Annotated in this window: 14 protein-coding genes (2 of these 14 running past the window's edge); 11 read left to right on the plus strand and 3 right to left on the minus strand. The window is 43.1% G+C overall.

Features of this window, described 5'->3' with window-relative positions; genetic code table 11:
• The 9 genes from FHG67_RS04950 to FHG67_RS04990 all read left to right on the plus strand — a co-directional run.
• Window positions 1-208: the end of a TAT-variant-translocated molybdopterin oxidoreductase gene (locus FHG67_RS04950; RefSeq protein WP_004498825.1), read on the plus strand. Its footprint begins 2,870 nt before the window's first position; the window shows 208 of its 3,078 coding nt (coding positions 2,871-3,078); the start codon falls outside the window, past its left edge; the stop codon is at window positions 206-208.
• Between the two features lie 25 nt (window positions 209-233).
• Window positions 234-1,601, plus strand: coding sequence for an NrfD/PsrC family molybdoenzyme membrane anchor subunit (gene nrfD / locus FHG67_RS04955; RefSeq protein ID WP_004498829.1), 1,368 nt, complete (start codon window positions 234-236; stop codon window positions 1,599-1,601).
• Complete coding sequence (locus FHG67_RS04960) at window positions 1,601-2,152, plus strand: DUF3341 domain-containing protein (protein WP_004496620.1); 552 nt, start codon at window positions 1,601-1,603, stop codon at window positions 2,150-2,152. The genes nrfD and FHG67_RS04960 overlap by 1 nt, the downstream gene beginning before the upstream one ends.
• A gap of 13 nt (window positions 2,153-2,165) precedes the next feature.
• Window positions 2,166-2,855, plus strand: coding sequence for a c-type cytochrome (locus FHG67_RS04965; RefSeq protein ID WP_232423662.1), 690 nt, complete (start codon window positions 2,166-2,168; stop codon window positions 2,853-2,855).
• A gap of 5 nt (window positions 2,856-2,860) precedes the next feature.
• Window positions 2,861-4,084 carry a hypothetical protein gene (locus tag FHG67_RS04970; protein WP_004498828.1) on the plus strand — a complete coding sequence of 408 codons (1,224 nt, stop codon included), beginning with the start codon at window positions 2,861-2,863 and terminating at the stop codon, window positions 4,082-4,084.
• Window positions 4,085-4,095: 11 nt separating this feature from the next.
• A complete protein-coding gene (gene lsa16, locus FHG67_RS04975; protein ID WP_002616471.1) occupies window positions 4,096-4,575 on the plus strand; it encodes an E-cadherin-binding lipoprotein adhesin Lsa16 in 480 nt (159 codons plus the stop codon).
• Between the two features lie 497 nt (window positions 4,576-5,072).
• Window positions 5,073-5,897, plus strand: coding sequence for an Lp29 family lipoprotein (locus FHG67_RS04980; RefSeq protein ID WP_036075946.1), 825 nt, complete (start codon window positions 5,073-5,075; stop codon window positions 5,895-5,897).
• A 251-nt stretch (window positions 5,898-6,148) separates the two neighbouring features.
• Complete coding sequence (locus tag FHG67_RS04985; protein WP_376767581.1) at window positions 6,149-8,965, plus strand: TonB-dependent receptor plug domain-containing protein; 2,817 nt, start codon at window positions 6,149-6,151, stop codon at window positions 8,963-8,965.
• A gap of 160 nt (window positions 8,966-9,125) precedes the next feature.
• Window positions 9,126-9,938, plus strand: coding sequence for an Lp29 family lipoprotein (locus FHG67_RS04990; RefSeq protein ID WP_232423468.1), 813 nt, complete (start codon window positions 9,126-9,128; stop codon window positions 9,936-9,938).
• Between the two features lie 114 nt (window positions 9,939-10,052).
• On the opposite strand, the gene FHG67_RS04995 is transcribed toward FHG67_RS04990, so the two are convergent.
• Window positions 10,053-10,598 (minus strand): hypothetical protein, encoded by a 546-nt coding sequence (locus FHG67_RS04995; protein ID WP_002616470.1) that lies wholly within the window; start codon window positions 10,596-10,598, stop codon window positions 10,053-10,055.
• The gene (locus FHG67_RS05000; protein WP_004496634.1) at window positions 10,595-11,020 is read right to left on the minus strand and encodes a hypothetical protein; all 426 of its coding nucleotides are present in this window, start codon (window positions 11,018-11,020) and stop codon (window positions 10,595-10,597) included. Before FHG67_RS05000 ends, FHG67_RS04995 begins: the two co-directional genes overlap by 4 nt.
• Window positions 11,021-11,230: 210 nt before the next feature.
• Between FHG67_RS05000 and FHG67_RS05005 the strand changes: the two genes are divergently transcribed.
• Entirely contained in the window at window positions 11,231-11,917 is a 687-nt protein-coding gene (locus FHG67_RS05005; protein WP_002616467.1) for a hypothetical protein, read from the plus strand.
• 213 nt (window positions 11,918-12,130) lie between these two features.
• A complete protein-coding gene (locus FHG67_RS21650; protein WP_004498831.1) occupies window positions 12,131-12,760 on the plus strand; it encodes a flagellar basal body rod protein FlgC in 630 nt (209 codons plus the stop codon).
• 598 nt (window positions 12,761-13,358) lie between these two features.
• Here the strand turns inward: FHG67_RS21650 and FHG67_RS05015 are convergent.
• Window positions 13,359-15,000, minus strand: the 3' portion of a protein-coding gene (locus FHG67_RS05015; RefSeq protein ID WP_004497491.1) for a cyclic nucleotide-binding domain-containing protein. 884 nt of this gene lie beyond the right edge of the window; only the last 1,642 of its 2,526 coding nucleotides appear in the window; its start codon lies beyond the right edge, outside the window; the stop codon is at window positions 13,359-13,361.

The raw sequence follows: 15,000 nt of genomic DNA on the forward strand, positions 1-15,000 counted from the left end.
AAACGAAGGCCGCGTTCTGAAAGACGGTGAAGTGAAAACCGCGTGCCAACAAAGTTGTGCTGCGGATGCGATCAGCTTCGGTAATACGAACGATAAGGATTCGGAAGTTGCAAAACTTTCTTCCAGCCCAAGATCCTTCCGTGTCCTCGAATATCTGAACGTCGGTCCTCAGGTCGCTTACCTGACCCGAGTCAGAAGCTCAATTTAATGGAGTAACGTAAAAAGCTATGTCAATGTCCAACGCAGTCAAAGAAGCCCTGGATATCCAGCCTCTCGTAACCGGCGGTAAGTCGGTTCGGGACGTTACGGAGGATATCTTAAGACCGGTCGAAGCTTTTCCCACTTCTCTGTGGTGGAAGGCTTTTCTTCTGGTTCTTACCATTACAGTCGTCGATTTAGGTATCATCGGATATCTGATGTATGAAGGTCTCTACATCCTCGGGATCAACAATCCAGTTGCATGGGGATTCTTCATCGTAAACTTCGTATTCTGGATCGGGATCGGTCACGCCGGAACCCTGATTTCAGCCGTTTTGTATCTGTTCCGTCAAGAATGGAGAACCGGGATCAACCGCGCCGCTGAGGCGATGACGATCTTCGCGGTATTAACTGCGGCTTCCAACCTGATCATCCACATTGGAAGGCCTTGGGTGGGATTCTGGTTGTTCCCGTATCCGAACGAAAGAGGACCTCTTTGGGTGAACTTCCGTTCTCCTCTGATTTGGGATACGTTCGCGGTTTCGACCTACTTAACGATCTCTCTCGTGTTCTGGTATATCGGTTTGATTCCGGATATCGCCGCGGTAAGAGATCGTTCCAAAGGAGAAATGAAACGTAAGATCTACGACGTTCTTTCTCTCGGCTGGGTAGGTTCCAACAAAGCTTGGTCTCACCTCGAAATGGTGGCGATGATTCTTGCCGCACTTTCCACTCCTCTGGTTCTTTCGGTTCACACGATCGTATCCTTCGACTTCGCGGTTTCGATCCTTCCGGGTTGGCACACTACGATCTTCCCTCCCTACTTCGTAGCGGGGGCGATTTTCTCGGGGTTTGCGATGGTTGTGACTCTGATGGTAATCGCAAGAGAAGTGTTCAATCTGAAAGAATACATCACCATGAAACACTTGGAAAACATGAACAAGGTCATCATGGTAACCGGTTTGATCGTGGGTCTCGCTTACTCCACCGAGTTTTTTATGGCTTGGTATTCGGGTAACGAATACGAAGGTTTTACTTTCGTAAACAGAGCCTTCGGTCCTTACGGCTGGGCTTATTTCATCATGTTTAGCTGTAACGTGTTTTCTCCTCAGGTATTCTGGTGGAAAAAACTCAGAACCAATATCCCCGTTATGTTTGTCATCTCCATCGTCGTAAACATAGGGATGTGGTTCGAAAGATACGTGATCGTTATGACGACTCACGCGGATTTCCTTCCTTCCAGCTGGGATATGTATATCCCGACCGTTTACGACTTTATGATGCTCATCGGAACGTTCGGAATCTTCTTCACGTTGTTCCTTCTGTTCTGCAGAATCATGCCCGTCATCGCGATTGCGGAAGTTAAAACCGTAATGCCTCACAAAGACGGAGGACACCACTGATGTATAAACCTCATAAAGAACAATTTCATACGTTCGAAGAAACGAGCGCCGGAGTATTCGGCCTCTTTGACTCGCCTGCGGAAATCATCGCGGCTGCGGCCAAAACGAAAGAGAAGAATTACACGGGCTTTGATTGTTTCACTCCGTATCCGGTTCACGGATTGGATGACGCGATGGGAGTTCCCCGTTCCGGTCTTCCATGGGTGACATTCTTCATGGGACTTTTCGGATGCGCCGTAGGTTTCGGAATGCAGTATCTGACTCATAAGTTCGATTGGCCTATCAACATCTCCGGAAAGAATCTGAACGCTTGGTTCGCGTATATCCCGATTACGTTCGAATTCACCGTGTTTATGGCTGGAATCGGAACCGCGGCGGCGATGTTCTTCTTAACCAAACTTCCGAAAATCAATCGGAGAGTTTTGCATCCGGACATCACTACGGACAAGTTCGCACTCTGGATTCCTTCCTCTTCCAAAGGTTATAAGGAAGAAGAAGTTGTAAGTTTTATCAAGGGTCTCGGCGGAAAGAACGTCGAGGTTGTGAAATAGGAGCGGGGACAAAATGAAATATGATAAGAACTTGTCCCTTATTGGACAAAACCTGAAGCGTAGAATGCGCAGTGCTGAGTTCCGATTTTTCGGCTTTTCAGTGATCGAAAACGTAAGTCTAAAGACTCGCTGTAAATCTCTAATTTTCCTTTTGGCCGCCGTTCTTTTCTGGAACTGCGAGTCCAAAACGCCTCCTCTGGAATACTTTCCGGACATGGCGGATTCTCCCGCAAGAGAGGCTCAGGAAGCGGATCCGATCGCACACGACGGCGCGGCTTCCAGAATTCCTCCGAAAGGAGCGGTTCCGGTGAATTACTATCCGTACGAGTATCTCGGATTGGACGTAACTCAATTGCCGAACAAAGGACTTTCCAATCCTTTCAAAAACGATTTAGCGAATCTTCAAAAAGGAGAGGCCAAATACCAAACGTATTGTTCTCCTTGTCACGGCGTAAGAGGGGCGGGGAACGGAACCATCGTCGGTCCGGCTCCCAGAATCGGGTTTCCGGTTCCCGCCGTGATTTCTCCTAAGATCCAAGGATATTCCGACGGACAGATCTATCACGTAGTTACCGCGGGTTGGGGAAGAATGAAAAGCTACGCTTCTCAAGTTTCTCCCGAAGACCGCTGGAAGATCGTTCTCTACGTGAGAAAACTCCAGGAATACGAGAACAGAACAAAAAAAGACGTGGCTAGGAATTAAGAATTATGGAAGTCAAAGTCGAACAAAATCTGATTCACTTCAAACTCGACTCCAAAACCCGCAGCGCCCTTTTCGGGATGATCGGGATCGGGGTCTTAAGCTTACTCATCGGGTATTTTACCCTTTCTCATACTCCTCCGAGACACGAGGGTGGACATTCCAATCCTGCTTGGTCCGCGTTTTTGATCGGAACCTTTTTTATCACCGGGATTTCTCTCGCGGGAGTTTTCTTTACCGCGATCAGCAATATCACGGGCGCACATTGGTCCATTACCGTAAGAAGACTCGCGGAAGGTTACGGTTTGTTTCTTCCGGTCGTTGCGGTTCTTCTGCTCATCACCGCGGTTGGAATCCACGATCTATACGAGTGGAGCCACGAAGAAGTAGTCGCTCACGATCATCTTCTGCAACACAAGAAACCTTTGTTGAACACTCCTTTCTTCGTGATTCGAATGATTCTTTTCGGGGCGGCTTGGTCCGTATTCGGATGGTTGTTCCACAAACGTTCCACGAAACAAGATAGCGATAAAGACGTTGCTCACACTCAGTTCAACGCGAGATTGGCCGGGGGATTTATCGTATTCTTCGCTCTTTCCTTCTCTCTCGCTTCTTTCGATTTGATCATGTCCTTAACTCCGCACTGGTTCTCCACTATGTTCGGAGTGTATTGTTTCGCGGGCGCGTATCAAACGGGACTTTCGACTCTCGTCATCATGATCTACTTTCTGAAAAAGAAAGGATATCTCGGAAATTTAGTGAACGAAAATCATATCCACGATATCGGAAAGTTCATGCTCGGTTTCTGCGTGTTCTGGGCTTACGTGGGATTCTCCCAGTTCATGTTGATCTGGTATGCGAGCATTCCGGAAGAGACGTTCTTTTACGAGCAAAGACTTACGGGCGGTTGGGAAGTGTTCACTTACGCTCTTCCTTTCATCAAGTTCGTCCTTCCGTTCTTGTTACTCTTGAACAGGCCGAATAAAAGAGACATCAACTTCCTCGTGAAGGTTGCAATCTGGATCGTGTTTACGCAAGTGATCGAAATCTACTGGTTGGTGTTTCCGGCTAATTTTGAAAACTTCCAACTTTCCGGTCTTGTAGTAACTCTCGGAGCGGTGATCGGTTTTATCGGTCTTTTCGGATTCGTAGTTCTGAAACGTTACGAGTCCGCGGCTCTGATTCCGGTAGGGGATCCGAGATTGGATCAGTCTCTGCACCATCATCAATAAGAGGAAGAAGAATGAAAAGAAATATTACGCTTATCGTTTTATTGATAGGGACCGCGCTTTTTTTAGGGGCATGTTCCAAATTAGCACAGGTTACGAATCATAAAAACTGCGATCCGTCTCTACTGAATCCTTCTCTGGAGCCTACGGTTCCTATCTTCTCAGAGGCGGATGCGACTTCGGTTGTAAAAGAGAGAATCACGCCGGGCTCTGTGGTCAGAGTGTATGATTACAGAAATCACGAAGCCAATCCGAAACCGTTTGTTCGTATTAAGACTGAAAAAACGGAAGGTTGGATCAATCCTCGTTGTTTGGTTATAGGACAGGATCCGTCCAAATCCGTTTTTACTTGGGGAACTCGTAAGGACTACGTTCCCTTTTACAATCCGGAAGACCACGAGCACTATCCGAACGGATACGAATTTCCGGAATATGCTTCCCTTCCAAAGGATAAAGTTCCGTTGGCCGAACTCGCGCCGGAATTGAAACAGTAAAACGACAATCGTTACTTAAAAACATTGGAAAGTTCCATGTCGCTTCGAAAGAAGGACATGGAATTTTTTTGTCCGTTCCGGTTTTGAAGAATTTGGAACTTGTCCCAAAACTGAAGAATGTAGGAACTCCAACGGAGTTGAACAACAATAGAATCGATTCGAAGGCCGATCAATAAGACTAAGGGACGTAATCTGTAGGAACTCCTTCGTTTTGTGAAAAATTTGCGATGATATTTTTATCAAAGTTTTGGGACAAGGATTAAACGGACAAAAGTCCAAAGAAAGAGAGAACCACATATTTCGAATATTAGAGATTTGTTGTAAATATCCGGTGCTATGATTTTCGAAAGTTCAAGATCTTGTTAAAATCGGATTTGTCAATTAGTGATAAATAATTTAAATAAATATCATTTGTATTTTAAGTTACTTTTCATTCCTATGGCCTTTAAAAGATCAAAGGCTTTGTTCGGTTCTTAAGCAAGGGGTAATTTTGTAGAATGAATAAATTGGTACTGAAAATTTTAATGGTTGCGTTAATTTTGATTCTTGTGACCACCGGATGTAGCGCACGTTATTACTTGAGCGAATTTCCTATAACCGGAAGTGTTCATTTAGAAAGAAAGGCGAAAATCGCCTATATAGGATTTAGATCGTTTAACACCGAGTCTTCGCGTTCCGGTCGTGTAACCACTTATACGGCAAAGTTGACTTATGAGGAACGTACGATTCCAAGATTGGAAAACGGCGTTTTTATCGATGAGCTGAAAAGTAACGGATTTAGAACGGATATTCCTTCCAATAAGGTGCAAGCTTTCGCAATGGAATATTTGGACGTCGTAAAATCGAGCGGAGCACTGGAACTTTCTAAACTGATCGACGTGGAAAAGGAGAACGGCGGAGTAAGCGTGTTTAAATTAAAAAATTATCCGGTGGATTATTTTGTGGTCGGAGTTCACGGGCCCGCTTTCGCTAAACCTTCCGGCGCCGGGGACATCTTTTTGACGGCAATAACGGGATTCTTTTCGATGGCCACTTTTGGATTGCTTCCGGCCTATATGTCCAATCAGGCGAATACCGAAATCAAAATAGTTGATAAAAACTTAAACTTTGTGAATCGATTTGCTTACGACAATACTTACACTTCACTCCGAACAATTTGGATTTCTCCAAGACCCGATCATTGTATTTTGGGTAAGTGTTTGTTTCTCAATACGGGTTCGCCACCCGGCTTTGTTTACTCCGGAATGGGCCCGAAGATTGAAGAAGACGTTTTAAATTCCATTCAGACCGGGCGAACTCCGGTTTCGGCTTCTTCCAACTAAGAACTGTTAATCCGAGAACGCGTAATGCCGATTGAAATGGAATTCCGTGTCTCACGTTCTTCTACTATTCGGAAAATAGAATATCAGAATGTTCTTTTGCGGACGAAGGTGCTGCAATTCTTTCCAAAAGGTTCCCCTTGACGGATTTAAATTTCTCCGAAAGAAATTTCTAAAAACATCATATTATAATTTGATAGATAAGAATAATCCATCGATGGAAAGTTCGCGTAATGTATTCGGTCCAAACGGCTATGTTTGCAAACAGAAGTCGATTTTTTTTGGGGAATCGAAATGGCTTTCAAAAAAACCTATTTTTAGCTTTTTCCGCGTTATTCTCCTTTGTTTTTGCAGGAACTCTTTGGGCGAAGGCGACTCTTCGTTTGAAGGTATTTGCGAATTCGAAATCGGACCCTCCGTCGGAAATTTGGATCCGAGGGAACGGATATTCAAAAGTTTTTTCGTTTTCCGACAAGTCGGAACTTACGGTCGATCTGAAGGAACAAGGAGTCTACGACGTCATTGTTACCTATCAAAGCGGGAATATGGAACAAAAGTCCGTAACTGTGGATTCCGACGGGAAGAATCTTGAGTTCGTACAAAAACAAAAGGTAGTCAACGGAATTAACGTCGTAGGAAAAAAACCGGATTCTCCCCCGAATTACGTTCTGAGTCAGGAAGACGCAATTCGAATGCCGGGAGGATTCGGGGACGCGCTCAAAGCGGTTCAGTCTATGCCCGGAATTTCTCCTATGTTTCAAATGTATACCGGATCGAGTTTTCAATCGGCGATTCAGACATTCGGTCAAAGTACGAATCAGAATAAACCGGATAAACCGAATAGCGAAAAAGGATTTTTAGTGATGCGCGGTGCGGGAACGCGGGCCAATCAATTTTATTTCAACGGTTTTCCGGTGAGTTATCCGTTTCACGCGGACGGTTTGACATCGGTGATCAATAACAACGCGATCCGATCCTTGGAATTGTATATGGGTTCCTATTCCGCAAGATACGGATTTGCAACGGGAGGGATCGTTAATATAGAAGGGTTTCAAAAAAGGGATTCCAATCTGTCCGTCGCACACTTGAACGCTTTTCTTACGGATATATACGCATATCGTAATATTACAAAAGACTTAAATGTTTCCGTTTCTGGAAAAAAATATTATCCCAACGTGATTTTCGGAAGGGTTCCGAACCTGATTCCTACGGAAACGTTCATGTCCGACTACAACGATTACCAGGCGAGAGTCGGTTGGGATGTGAACGAGTATCATACCATTTCCGTTCAGACCTTCGGAGCCAAGGATAAGAGATATCCGTTTAAAGAACTCAGCCAATACAATCCGAAAGAAATCGCGCAGTCCTTCGGCAATCCTCCCTCCGCTACCGAGGGGATTCGGCTCGATCGTATCTTTCGAACGGACGGGATTCAGCACGTATGGAAACCGAAGGATTCGATCACGAACACGTTCAACGTATCCAGAAATTACTTTAATGAAGTCACCGAGACCGGTATGGATACCTTGGTGACCGATATTAAAAAAATCGGATATCCGCCTTCTTTATACCAAAGGGTGCATACCATTCGGAACGAATATTTCAACGATTTAAAACAGGTTGAAAACGTTTCGGAAATCGATCTTCTAAAACGAAATTGGAAGATCGTATTCGGAGGTCAGTATAGAGAGGTCAATGCGGGTTATAAGGGAAAGGTGACTCAACTGAGCCTAGATCCCGCTTTGGAATTTTTGCAAAAGCAGTATTTGAATTCTCCCGAGGCAAGAGAGGTGTTGGAAGGGGGCTCCGCTAGGACGAGACAGATCGGTTATTTTTTCGAAAATCGGATCAAGTTCAAAGATTTTAACCTGAATCTAGGCGTGAGAAGGGAATACTACGATAAATCGGGAGAATGGAAAACATCTCCGCGTGTAGGTCTCAGCAAAGAGATCGCTTATACACAATCCAGAATTTTCGCGGGGTATGGAAAACATTTTCAAGCGCCTGCGGACGTTAGTCGTTATTCAAGAAGAACGGGGAATCCGAGTTTAAAGATGGAAGAATCGGATCACGCGGAGATCGGGTGGGATCAAAAAATCGGCAATCTTTGGAACGTTAAAATAGAAGGATATCAAAATACGTTCTCTAATCTTTCCGTTGCCGATCCGTTTATTATGGATCCGTATTCCCTAAACAGGGATTTGCGTCGGGAAGCCTTGGACCCTTCCGCCGATCCTTCTCTATTCAGAAGTAGTAATTTACATTATTCCAATTCGATGACCGGTTATTCAAGAGGGATCGAAGTTTTTATCAAAAAAGAAGCTTCTGCGGAATCCGGATTTTACGGATGGTTGTCTTATACCAAATCGGTGACAAAAAGAAACCGTCATATGCCCGAACTCACCAATCAGGAATACAATTCATGGTTAGCGCAAAGCAATTCAAAGGATCTTGTTCACCAAGAAAGCACGGATCAATACTACGCGAATTTTTACAGAGACGGAAGCTACGACGTTCTTTTTAAAAATTCCAAAGACGAGCTGTACGATCTGGACAGAACTCACATTTTCAATGTTGTCCTAGGCTGGAAATTCGGAGAAAAAGCGCAAATCGGACTCAAGGGGACTTACTTAACGAATTACGCATATACGCCCGTCTCGGGATCCAAGAGCATGACTCTGAATCAAAGTATATCGGATTTGTTTCCCGATCTACCGATACCGCCTTCGACTGCGCCTTCAAGTGGCGATAGTTCCACTTTGCTTCCCTTTTATCAATCCGTATATTCGGATATGCGTCGATCGGCAAGACTGCCTCACTATCACCAATTCGATCTAAGATTCGATCGTTTTATTCCCACGAGCTGGGGAAGAATGACCGCGTATTTCGAACTCGTAAACATAACCGGAAGTAGGATTGCCGTGAGTGCGGACACATTCAATCCTATTTTTCCGTTTGTGTCGGGCAGAAATCCTGAAACTCAATATATTTATTTGAACGGAATGCAGTCCTTAAAAACCGATAAGAATAAAATTCCTTATATGAATTTCGGAATTGAGTTTAGGTTTTGACGAACGTTTTTCCGAAGTACTAAAGGAATGGTGTCGTTTCCTATTTTTTCTTTCCGAACGTATTTGATTCTTCTTTTTGATTGCAAGAAGAATCCTTTAGGAGAATTTAATGTGGGAAGCGGATCGAACGAAATTTAGTTCCGCAGATTTCGGAAAATCTATGAGATACGATCAAAAATTTGGATTTCTCGTTTTTGTTTTTTTGTTTCTTTACGACTGCAACTATCATTACTACGTGCAAAAAACTTCCGTCGAGAGCGGATCGATTCCGAACTTATCCAAGGTGAAAATCGCTTATATCGGTTTTCGTCCATATTTCACGCAGATGACAACTTCTTCCTCGGAGACGAGGGTTTATACGGCCAATCTGATGTATCCCGACCGGACTATATTCAAATTTCAGAATGGAGCTTATGCATCTGATTTGAAATCGACTGGATACAGAAAGGACGTGTCTTCTGATAAGGTTAAGAAGTTCGTTCAGGATTATTTGAACGAGGTGAAGGACAGTGGCGTTCTTGAGCTGACATATGTAACAAGCGTAGAAAAGAAAGGAGAAGAGCGAATTTTCAAATTGAAGGATATAGGCGCGGATTATTACGTGTTGGGAATTCACACTCCGGCGTTTCAGACTTCGAAACATTTTGGTAGCAGTGTGCTTCAATTGTTCTCTTCTATTTTTTCCGTGATAAGTTTCGGATTAATCCCAAGTTATGCGTCTTTACAGGCGGGGACCGAAATTAAAATTTATGATAAAAATTTAAACCGGCTTACTTCCATCAAATACGATCATGGATATTCGGTTTTGGGTGCGGTATGGGCATCCTCCGTTCCGCAGGAATGCCGTAGAATGGGGTGTAATGCTCTCAAACAAGTGGTTTCTCCTCCTAAGTTTGTGTATCAAGAATTGGGAGCTCAATTTGAGATGGATGTCGTAAATTTTATACAAGCTCGATCTGTATTCCGCAAATGATATGATTTGCGGAGAATGCGATGTCTTTTTTCGCGTTTCCATTTGTGGTTTGAGACAAGAGTAATTTGTCACGATAGGCAAAATAGGGATCTATTTGTAAATTCTGAACGAGCTCTAATTTTCCCGAGAAAAAGTAGAATTGAATTCCGTAGGAAGAGAAACTCGCGGGGACTCGTACGATTCTGGAATTAAAATTTTTTTGTCGTAAAAGCGGATTTCTATTCCGTTCTTCGTTTCTTCCAAAAAGGGACTCAAATCGGAAAGACAATTGCGATCCGGTCTGAATTTTAGTTTTTTATGATTTACGCTTCTTGCAAAAAGACAACCGTTTACGTCTGTAGCAAAAATCAGATCTTTCAGAGCGTACGAAATATTGGACTCCGCAAGGAAGAATAACGTTCCTTCCGATTCTTTACATGTTATCAAGTGAATCGGATAACCTTCCAATTCCAAATAACCGTTTTCCCTCAATTCTCCGAAACGATTATCGATATAGATTCCGAGTTCGTCTTCGCAAAGATTTTGGCGAAAGTAAGCGAGTATTTCTTTTTGATCGATTCGATTCCCTTGAAAGATCCAACGATCTTCCGAATCCACAAAAATTTCGCTGTTGAATCTGCGAGGAGAATGAGAATCGTTCCGATCCGGCGAAGTCTTCATCGTTCGTTGTCCTTATAACGGTAGGCCACGCCTTCGATCACTCCCATTTCGTTGTTCATATAACCGATCACAACTGTATTACCGTCTCCATTGCCGGATTGGATGAGAGTGGGAGGAACGTTCACGATTCCTTTGCCGGTAAAAATAACACCGTCCATGTGATTGGAATACAATTCTTTTTTGAGATTGACGACTAGGTAGTTAGGGATTCTTCCATTTGCGAAGGAGCGAATGATGATTTTTCCGTATGTGCGATATGGTTTGGGAGGAGAAGAAGTCCGGATCTCGATTTCGTTCCAGGAACTTTTATGAGAGAAACCGAATTCTTCCCTCAAAACCGTTTCCGGGATAAATTCTACGGATTCGCAAGAAAAAAGAGTGGAAAGTAGAATTGGTACCGAAAGAATCTTCGAAATCTGCAAAAGAATGCGAAACCGAAAAAAATTTTCCGTTTCCGGGTACATGATTCCATTCAGAAAGACCGGAAATAAGGTGCAAGTGTTTTAATCTTGTTTCTCGCTTACCCGAGAAGTGAGTTGTTCGAAATAAATTCAATGTTATGATAAAACGGGATAAGGGAAATCAGTTCGGATTTCGAGCATTCGAGTCGTGCCGCCCCCTTAAAACTTCAAATGGAAGACACAGAGTTAGAAAAAAGGTCGAGGGAAAACGTACTAAAAATCGGTTACTGTTCTTTGGACGAGATCGAGGAAAAGGTCAAAGCGTTCCGAGTGATGAACCAGAATGCGGTCAAAAAGAGATATATCATTACGAGAGAGCCGATTCTTGATAGCGGGGGAGGAACGATTCTTGCTAAAGCCGGTGAGATCGACATTTCCGCAGCGAAACTTTTGAGAAGACACTTTAAAGGTTCTCAGATGTTTAAGACCTTTCAACCGGATGAAGGAATTGTAATTATTTCGGACATGACTTCCGCAGAGGGAGTTTCCTTTACGATGGATATTGTGACTCAGATCATGAACCTTGGGGGCGGGGCTTACGAAGGATTTATCGACCGTGTGGACAGTTTTACGGAATTCGTAAATTTATTGAAAAAGTCCCTTTTCCCGAAACTCATCATCATCGGCTATATCCAGCAAAGTCAGGTTCAGTCCGAACTGATGAATTTCGTTCGAGTGAAACGAGTGGATAATTATCTTCGAGCGGTTGAACTCTCGCACAGTCTTTATAAATCGAGTCCTTATTTTCCAAAAATCAAACAGGTCGAAATCTCGCAACACGACTCAAAAAGTTGGGGACGTTTTGTCGTCGAGATCATTCGGGAATATACTCGTCCGTATCTTTTGGAAGAAATTTAGTCCAACAAGAAAAACTTTCCGTGATCTTTATTCTCTCGAGTACTTCAAATCCTCTTTCGGGTCGATTTTAAAGAATTCTTCGTCGAACGAGGCTCTATCTATTTTTTTTAATGTTTTGAAAATGATTTTTGTAGGACTCATACTACGTACGGATTGTAGAGAACTTTAAGAAGTTCGTATAACTTTCGTTAGACTACATGACTCAAAAATTTTATGACTAAACAAATAGCAGTAATATTCTTTTTTGTTCTTATTAATTGTAATAATTATTCGAAGATTAATTTTTATGTAGATTCTTTTCAAAAACCTTTTATCGAGGACTATTTCAATAAATCGAAGATTTCTTTTTCCGATACGGAGGGAATTATTTCCATAGAAAAGAATCGCTATAGCGAGTTGAAAATTAAAAAATTACTAATAATTCAACTCAAACGCATAGAACTTTGTGTTGAGAATATCAGAAATATTCAAACTACGAAAGCTTTGAACGGTTCATTTTACAAAAAACAATTATTATCTTTAAATACAGACGGTTCTTATAAAATCTCCGAAGCTTCTGGATCGAGACTTGTGTTTGATCCGGAACATCCAGATGCTATTGGGAAAGGGTCTAAAAAAGGTTATGTAGAATTTCCTAATATTATTTTAGAGGAAGAATTATTTCTGCTTAAAAGTAACATTTCGTTATACAATTCCTTGGCTCTGTTTCTCGGCAAAGAAAAAAATGTAATAATCCACGAAGAGAACTTTGATAGCTATATATCGGTTTTTAATTTAACGCACAAAAAAAATTATGATGAAGCAATTTTACAATTAGAAACTTTGAAATTGAAAAGATATTGAGTAACGTGAGTTCGGTATAACAAAGTGCGAAATCGATTTTATGTTGTGACCTGGCTGCCGATCCATAGAGAGGCAGCCGCTGAGTTATGCCGATCCATAGAGAGGCAGCCGCTGAGTTATGCCGATCCATAGAGAGGCAGCCGCTGAGTTATGCCGATCCATAGAGAGGCAGCCGCTGAGTTATGCCGATCCATAGAGAGGCAGCCGCTGAGTTATGCCGATCCATAGAGAGGCATTCGCTGAGTTAACGCGATTCATAGGGAATCGTTGCACTTTAGTTTCTTATTCGTTCAAACTCACGTTGAGTAATGTCGTCTAAGTTCTTCTCCTCGCTTCGTTCGAGGATTGCTAATACGACTCTCACTTCGGGCAAAAGTCCATTCGCTTGTCGCTCTGTTTGCGATTGCTCACTACTCATCTCTATCAAATAGAGTACCGCCAATTCTACACAAATCCGCGTTTCAAGGCGGAATTTTGGGAATTCTATTATACAGAGAGATGAGTAAAGCGTTATTTACGCTGTTTTTAAAACGGAGACGCTTCGCATGCGAATATTTATGATAAAAGAATAACGTTGCCCGAAGCGTGTATCTAGAACTTAAACGCGATAGAATTCCAAATTATCGCGCAGAGGATCGGGAAGACTTCCCAAGGCGTTGAGATATTTCTTATAACGGTTTTCTATTTCGGTATATTTGCGATTTCTAATGTTAATGAATCGGTTGTGAATTTCGGCAAAAGCCGGAGTTTTTGCCACCTTATCCCGGACCTCTCTGCTGAAAGGAATGTGCCTGTAAAAAATTCCGCGAACTACTTTGTTGAGCCTTTGAACCCCGTCGGCTTCGTATTTCATCCAGAGTTGATAGTCATTTGCAAATATATCCCGATCATTTCGGAAACGTTTGAAATCGGAAGCCAACTTCTCTTTGATCTCCATGGAAAGATCTTTGTTCTTCTTGAAAAACTGAATGTAATCCGTATAATCCGCAGTGATCGAGGGATTTCCCACGTTGTTCCATTCCGCGCCGAGAATGGATTTAGTCAATTCCCAACGAAATGCGGCGAGAGCGTCGGCGACCATCGTCTTTAGATCCCCTTGTGCAAAAATAGGAAGTACGATTCTTCCCGGACTTTCTTTGGAGCCGGCTCCTCTGTGAATGGAAAGATCCTGCCACATCATTACTTTGGTTCCGATCGAAGGGACTAAGATAAAATCGGGAATCACGCATTTCTGAATGAATTCCTTTGTGATTCCTAATTCGTTATTATTGTATATGACTTCCCGATGGAAAACGGAATAATCGATTCCCATCAGTTCCTGGATCACTTCCCTTAGAATCTCTTTGGAAACGTACGATTTATCAATCGCCATCTGGCTGTGAAACTTGGTCAAAATTGGAAAGTGGGTCGCCGGACTACCCGAAGTGAGTCTAACGTTAGCCTCGTAGAGGGAAGCGAATTCGAACTTGAGTCTTGTATCCGGGTTGTCCAATTCGGGCGGGATATCCGATTCTTTTTTGATAGGGAGGTTTCTATTTTCCAGTTTCACCTTTTCGAAAAAGTTCTGTCCCATTTCATCCAAGGAAGTCGGGACTTCTCTTTTATAGACTTTTTCCAACCATTCGGTTCCGAGCGAGATCGGAATGTCCGAAGCGGAATTTGCAGGATCCTTTTGAGTATACATGAAAGCGATCTGAGAATCGTCCACCATCGTTTCGTCAAAAAAGCCGTATTTCAGCATCAGCTCGACCGCTTTGGGAACGTTCCGATTGGAATTCATGTACTTCACAAAACATTCCTGATACATATCCCAATAATGTCTTCCAAGAGTCCTTCTGATCTTCCTATTATCGCCTTCCGGATCGAGAGGATTTTTCAGACTTTTCACCTTAACCATCAAGGCGGAAAATTCTTTTACCTTTTCCGCTTCTAAACCGGAGAATTGGATGATGACCGACGCCGAATTATCGAGTTCCTGACGGATCGAGTTGATATCCACGCCTGCTGCGACCGACGAAGGGGCAGGCGTTTGCACTTTCGGAGAGGTTTCTTCCAATTTCTTCACCAACGAACTCGCCTTGGATTGAAAGGCTTGTGTGTTCGGAGAAAGATTGGCGACTGGGATTCCAAAAAGCGCTTGGTGGCCGTTTTTATACTTTTCGATCTTTCCCGCCATTGCACCTAACACGGGTACTACGTATTCCGCCGGAGCCGTTCCGTATCCCGACAAGGTGATGTCT

Origin of the sequence: Leptospira weilii, from assembly GCF_006874765.1 — a bacterium.
GTDB lineage: Bacteria > Spirochaetota > Leptospiria > Leptospirales > Leptospiraceae > Leptospira > Leptospira weilii.

Coding starts and splice junctions, on each gene's coding strand:
- nrfD (WP_004498829.1), top strand. CDS start 234: ATGTCCAACGCAGTCAAAGAAGCCCTGGATATCCAGCCTCTCGTAACC.
- FHG67_RS04960 (WP_004496620.1), top strand. CDS start 1,601: ATGTATAAACCTCATAAAGAACAATTTCATACGTTCGAAGAAACGAGC.
- FHG67_RS04965 (WP_232423662.1), top strand. CDS start 2,166: ATGAAATATGATAAGAACTTGTCCCTTATTGGACAAAACCTGAAGCGT.
- FHG67_RS04970 (WP_004498828.1), top strand. CDS start 2,861: ATGGAAGTCAAAGTCGAACAAAATCTGATTCACTTCAAACTCGACTCC.
- lsa16 (WP_002616471.1), top strand. CDS start 4,096: ATGAAAAGAAATATTACGCTTATCGTTTTATTGATAGGGACCGCGCTT.
- FHG67_RS04980 (WP_036075946.1), top strand. CDS start 5,073: ATGAATAAATTGGTACTGAAAATTTTAATGGTTGCGTTAATTTTGATT.
- FHG67_RS04985 (WP_376767581.1), top strand. CDS start 6,149: ATGTTTGCAAACAGAAGTCGATTTTTTTTGGGGAATCGAAATGGCTTT.
- FHG67_RS04990 (WP_232423468.1), top strand. CDS start 9,126: ATGAGATACGATCAAAAATTTGGATTTCTCGTTTTTGTTTTTTTGTTT.
- FHG67_RS04995 (WP_002616470.1), bottom strand. CDS start 10,598: ATGAAGACTTCGCCGGATCGGAACGATTCTCATTCTCCTCGCAGATTC.
- FHG67_RS05005 (WP_002616467.1), top strand. CDS start 11,231: ATGGAAGACACAGAGTTAGAAAAAAGGTCGAGGGAAAACGTACTAAAA.
- FHG67_RS21650 (WP_004498831.1), top strand. CDS start 12,131: ATGACTAAACAAATAGCAGTAATATTCTTTTTTGTTCTTATTAATTGT.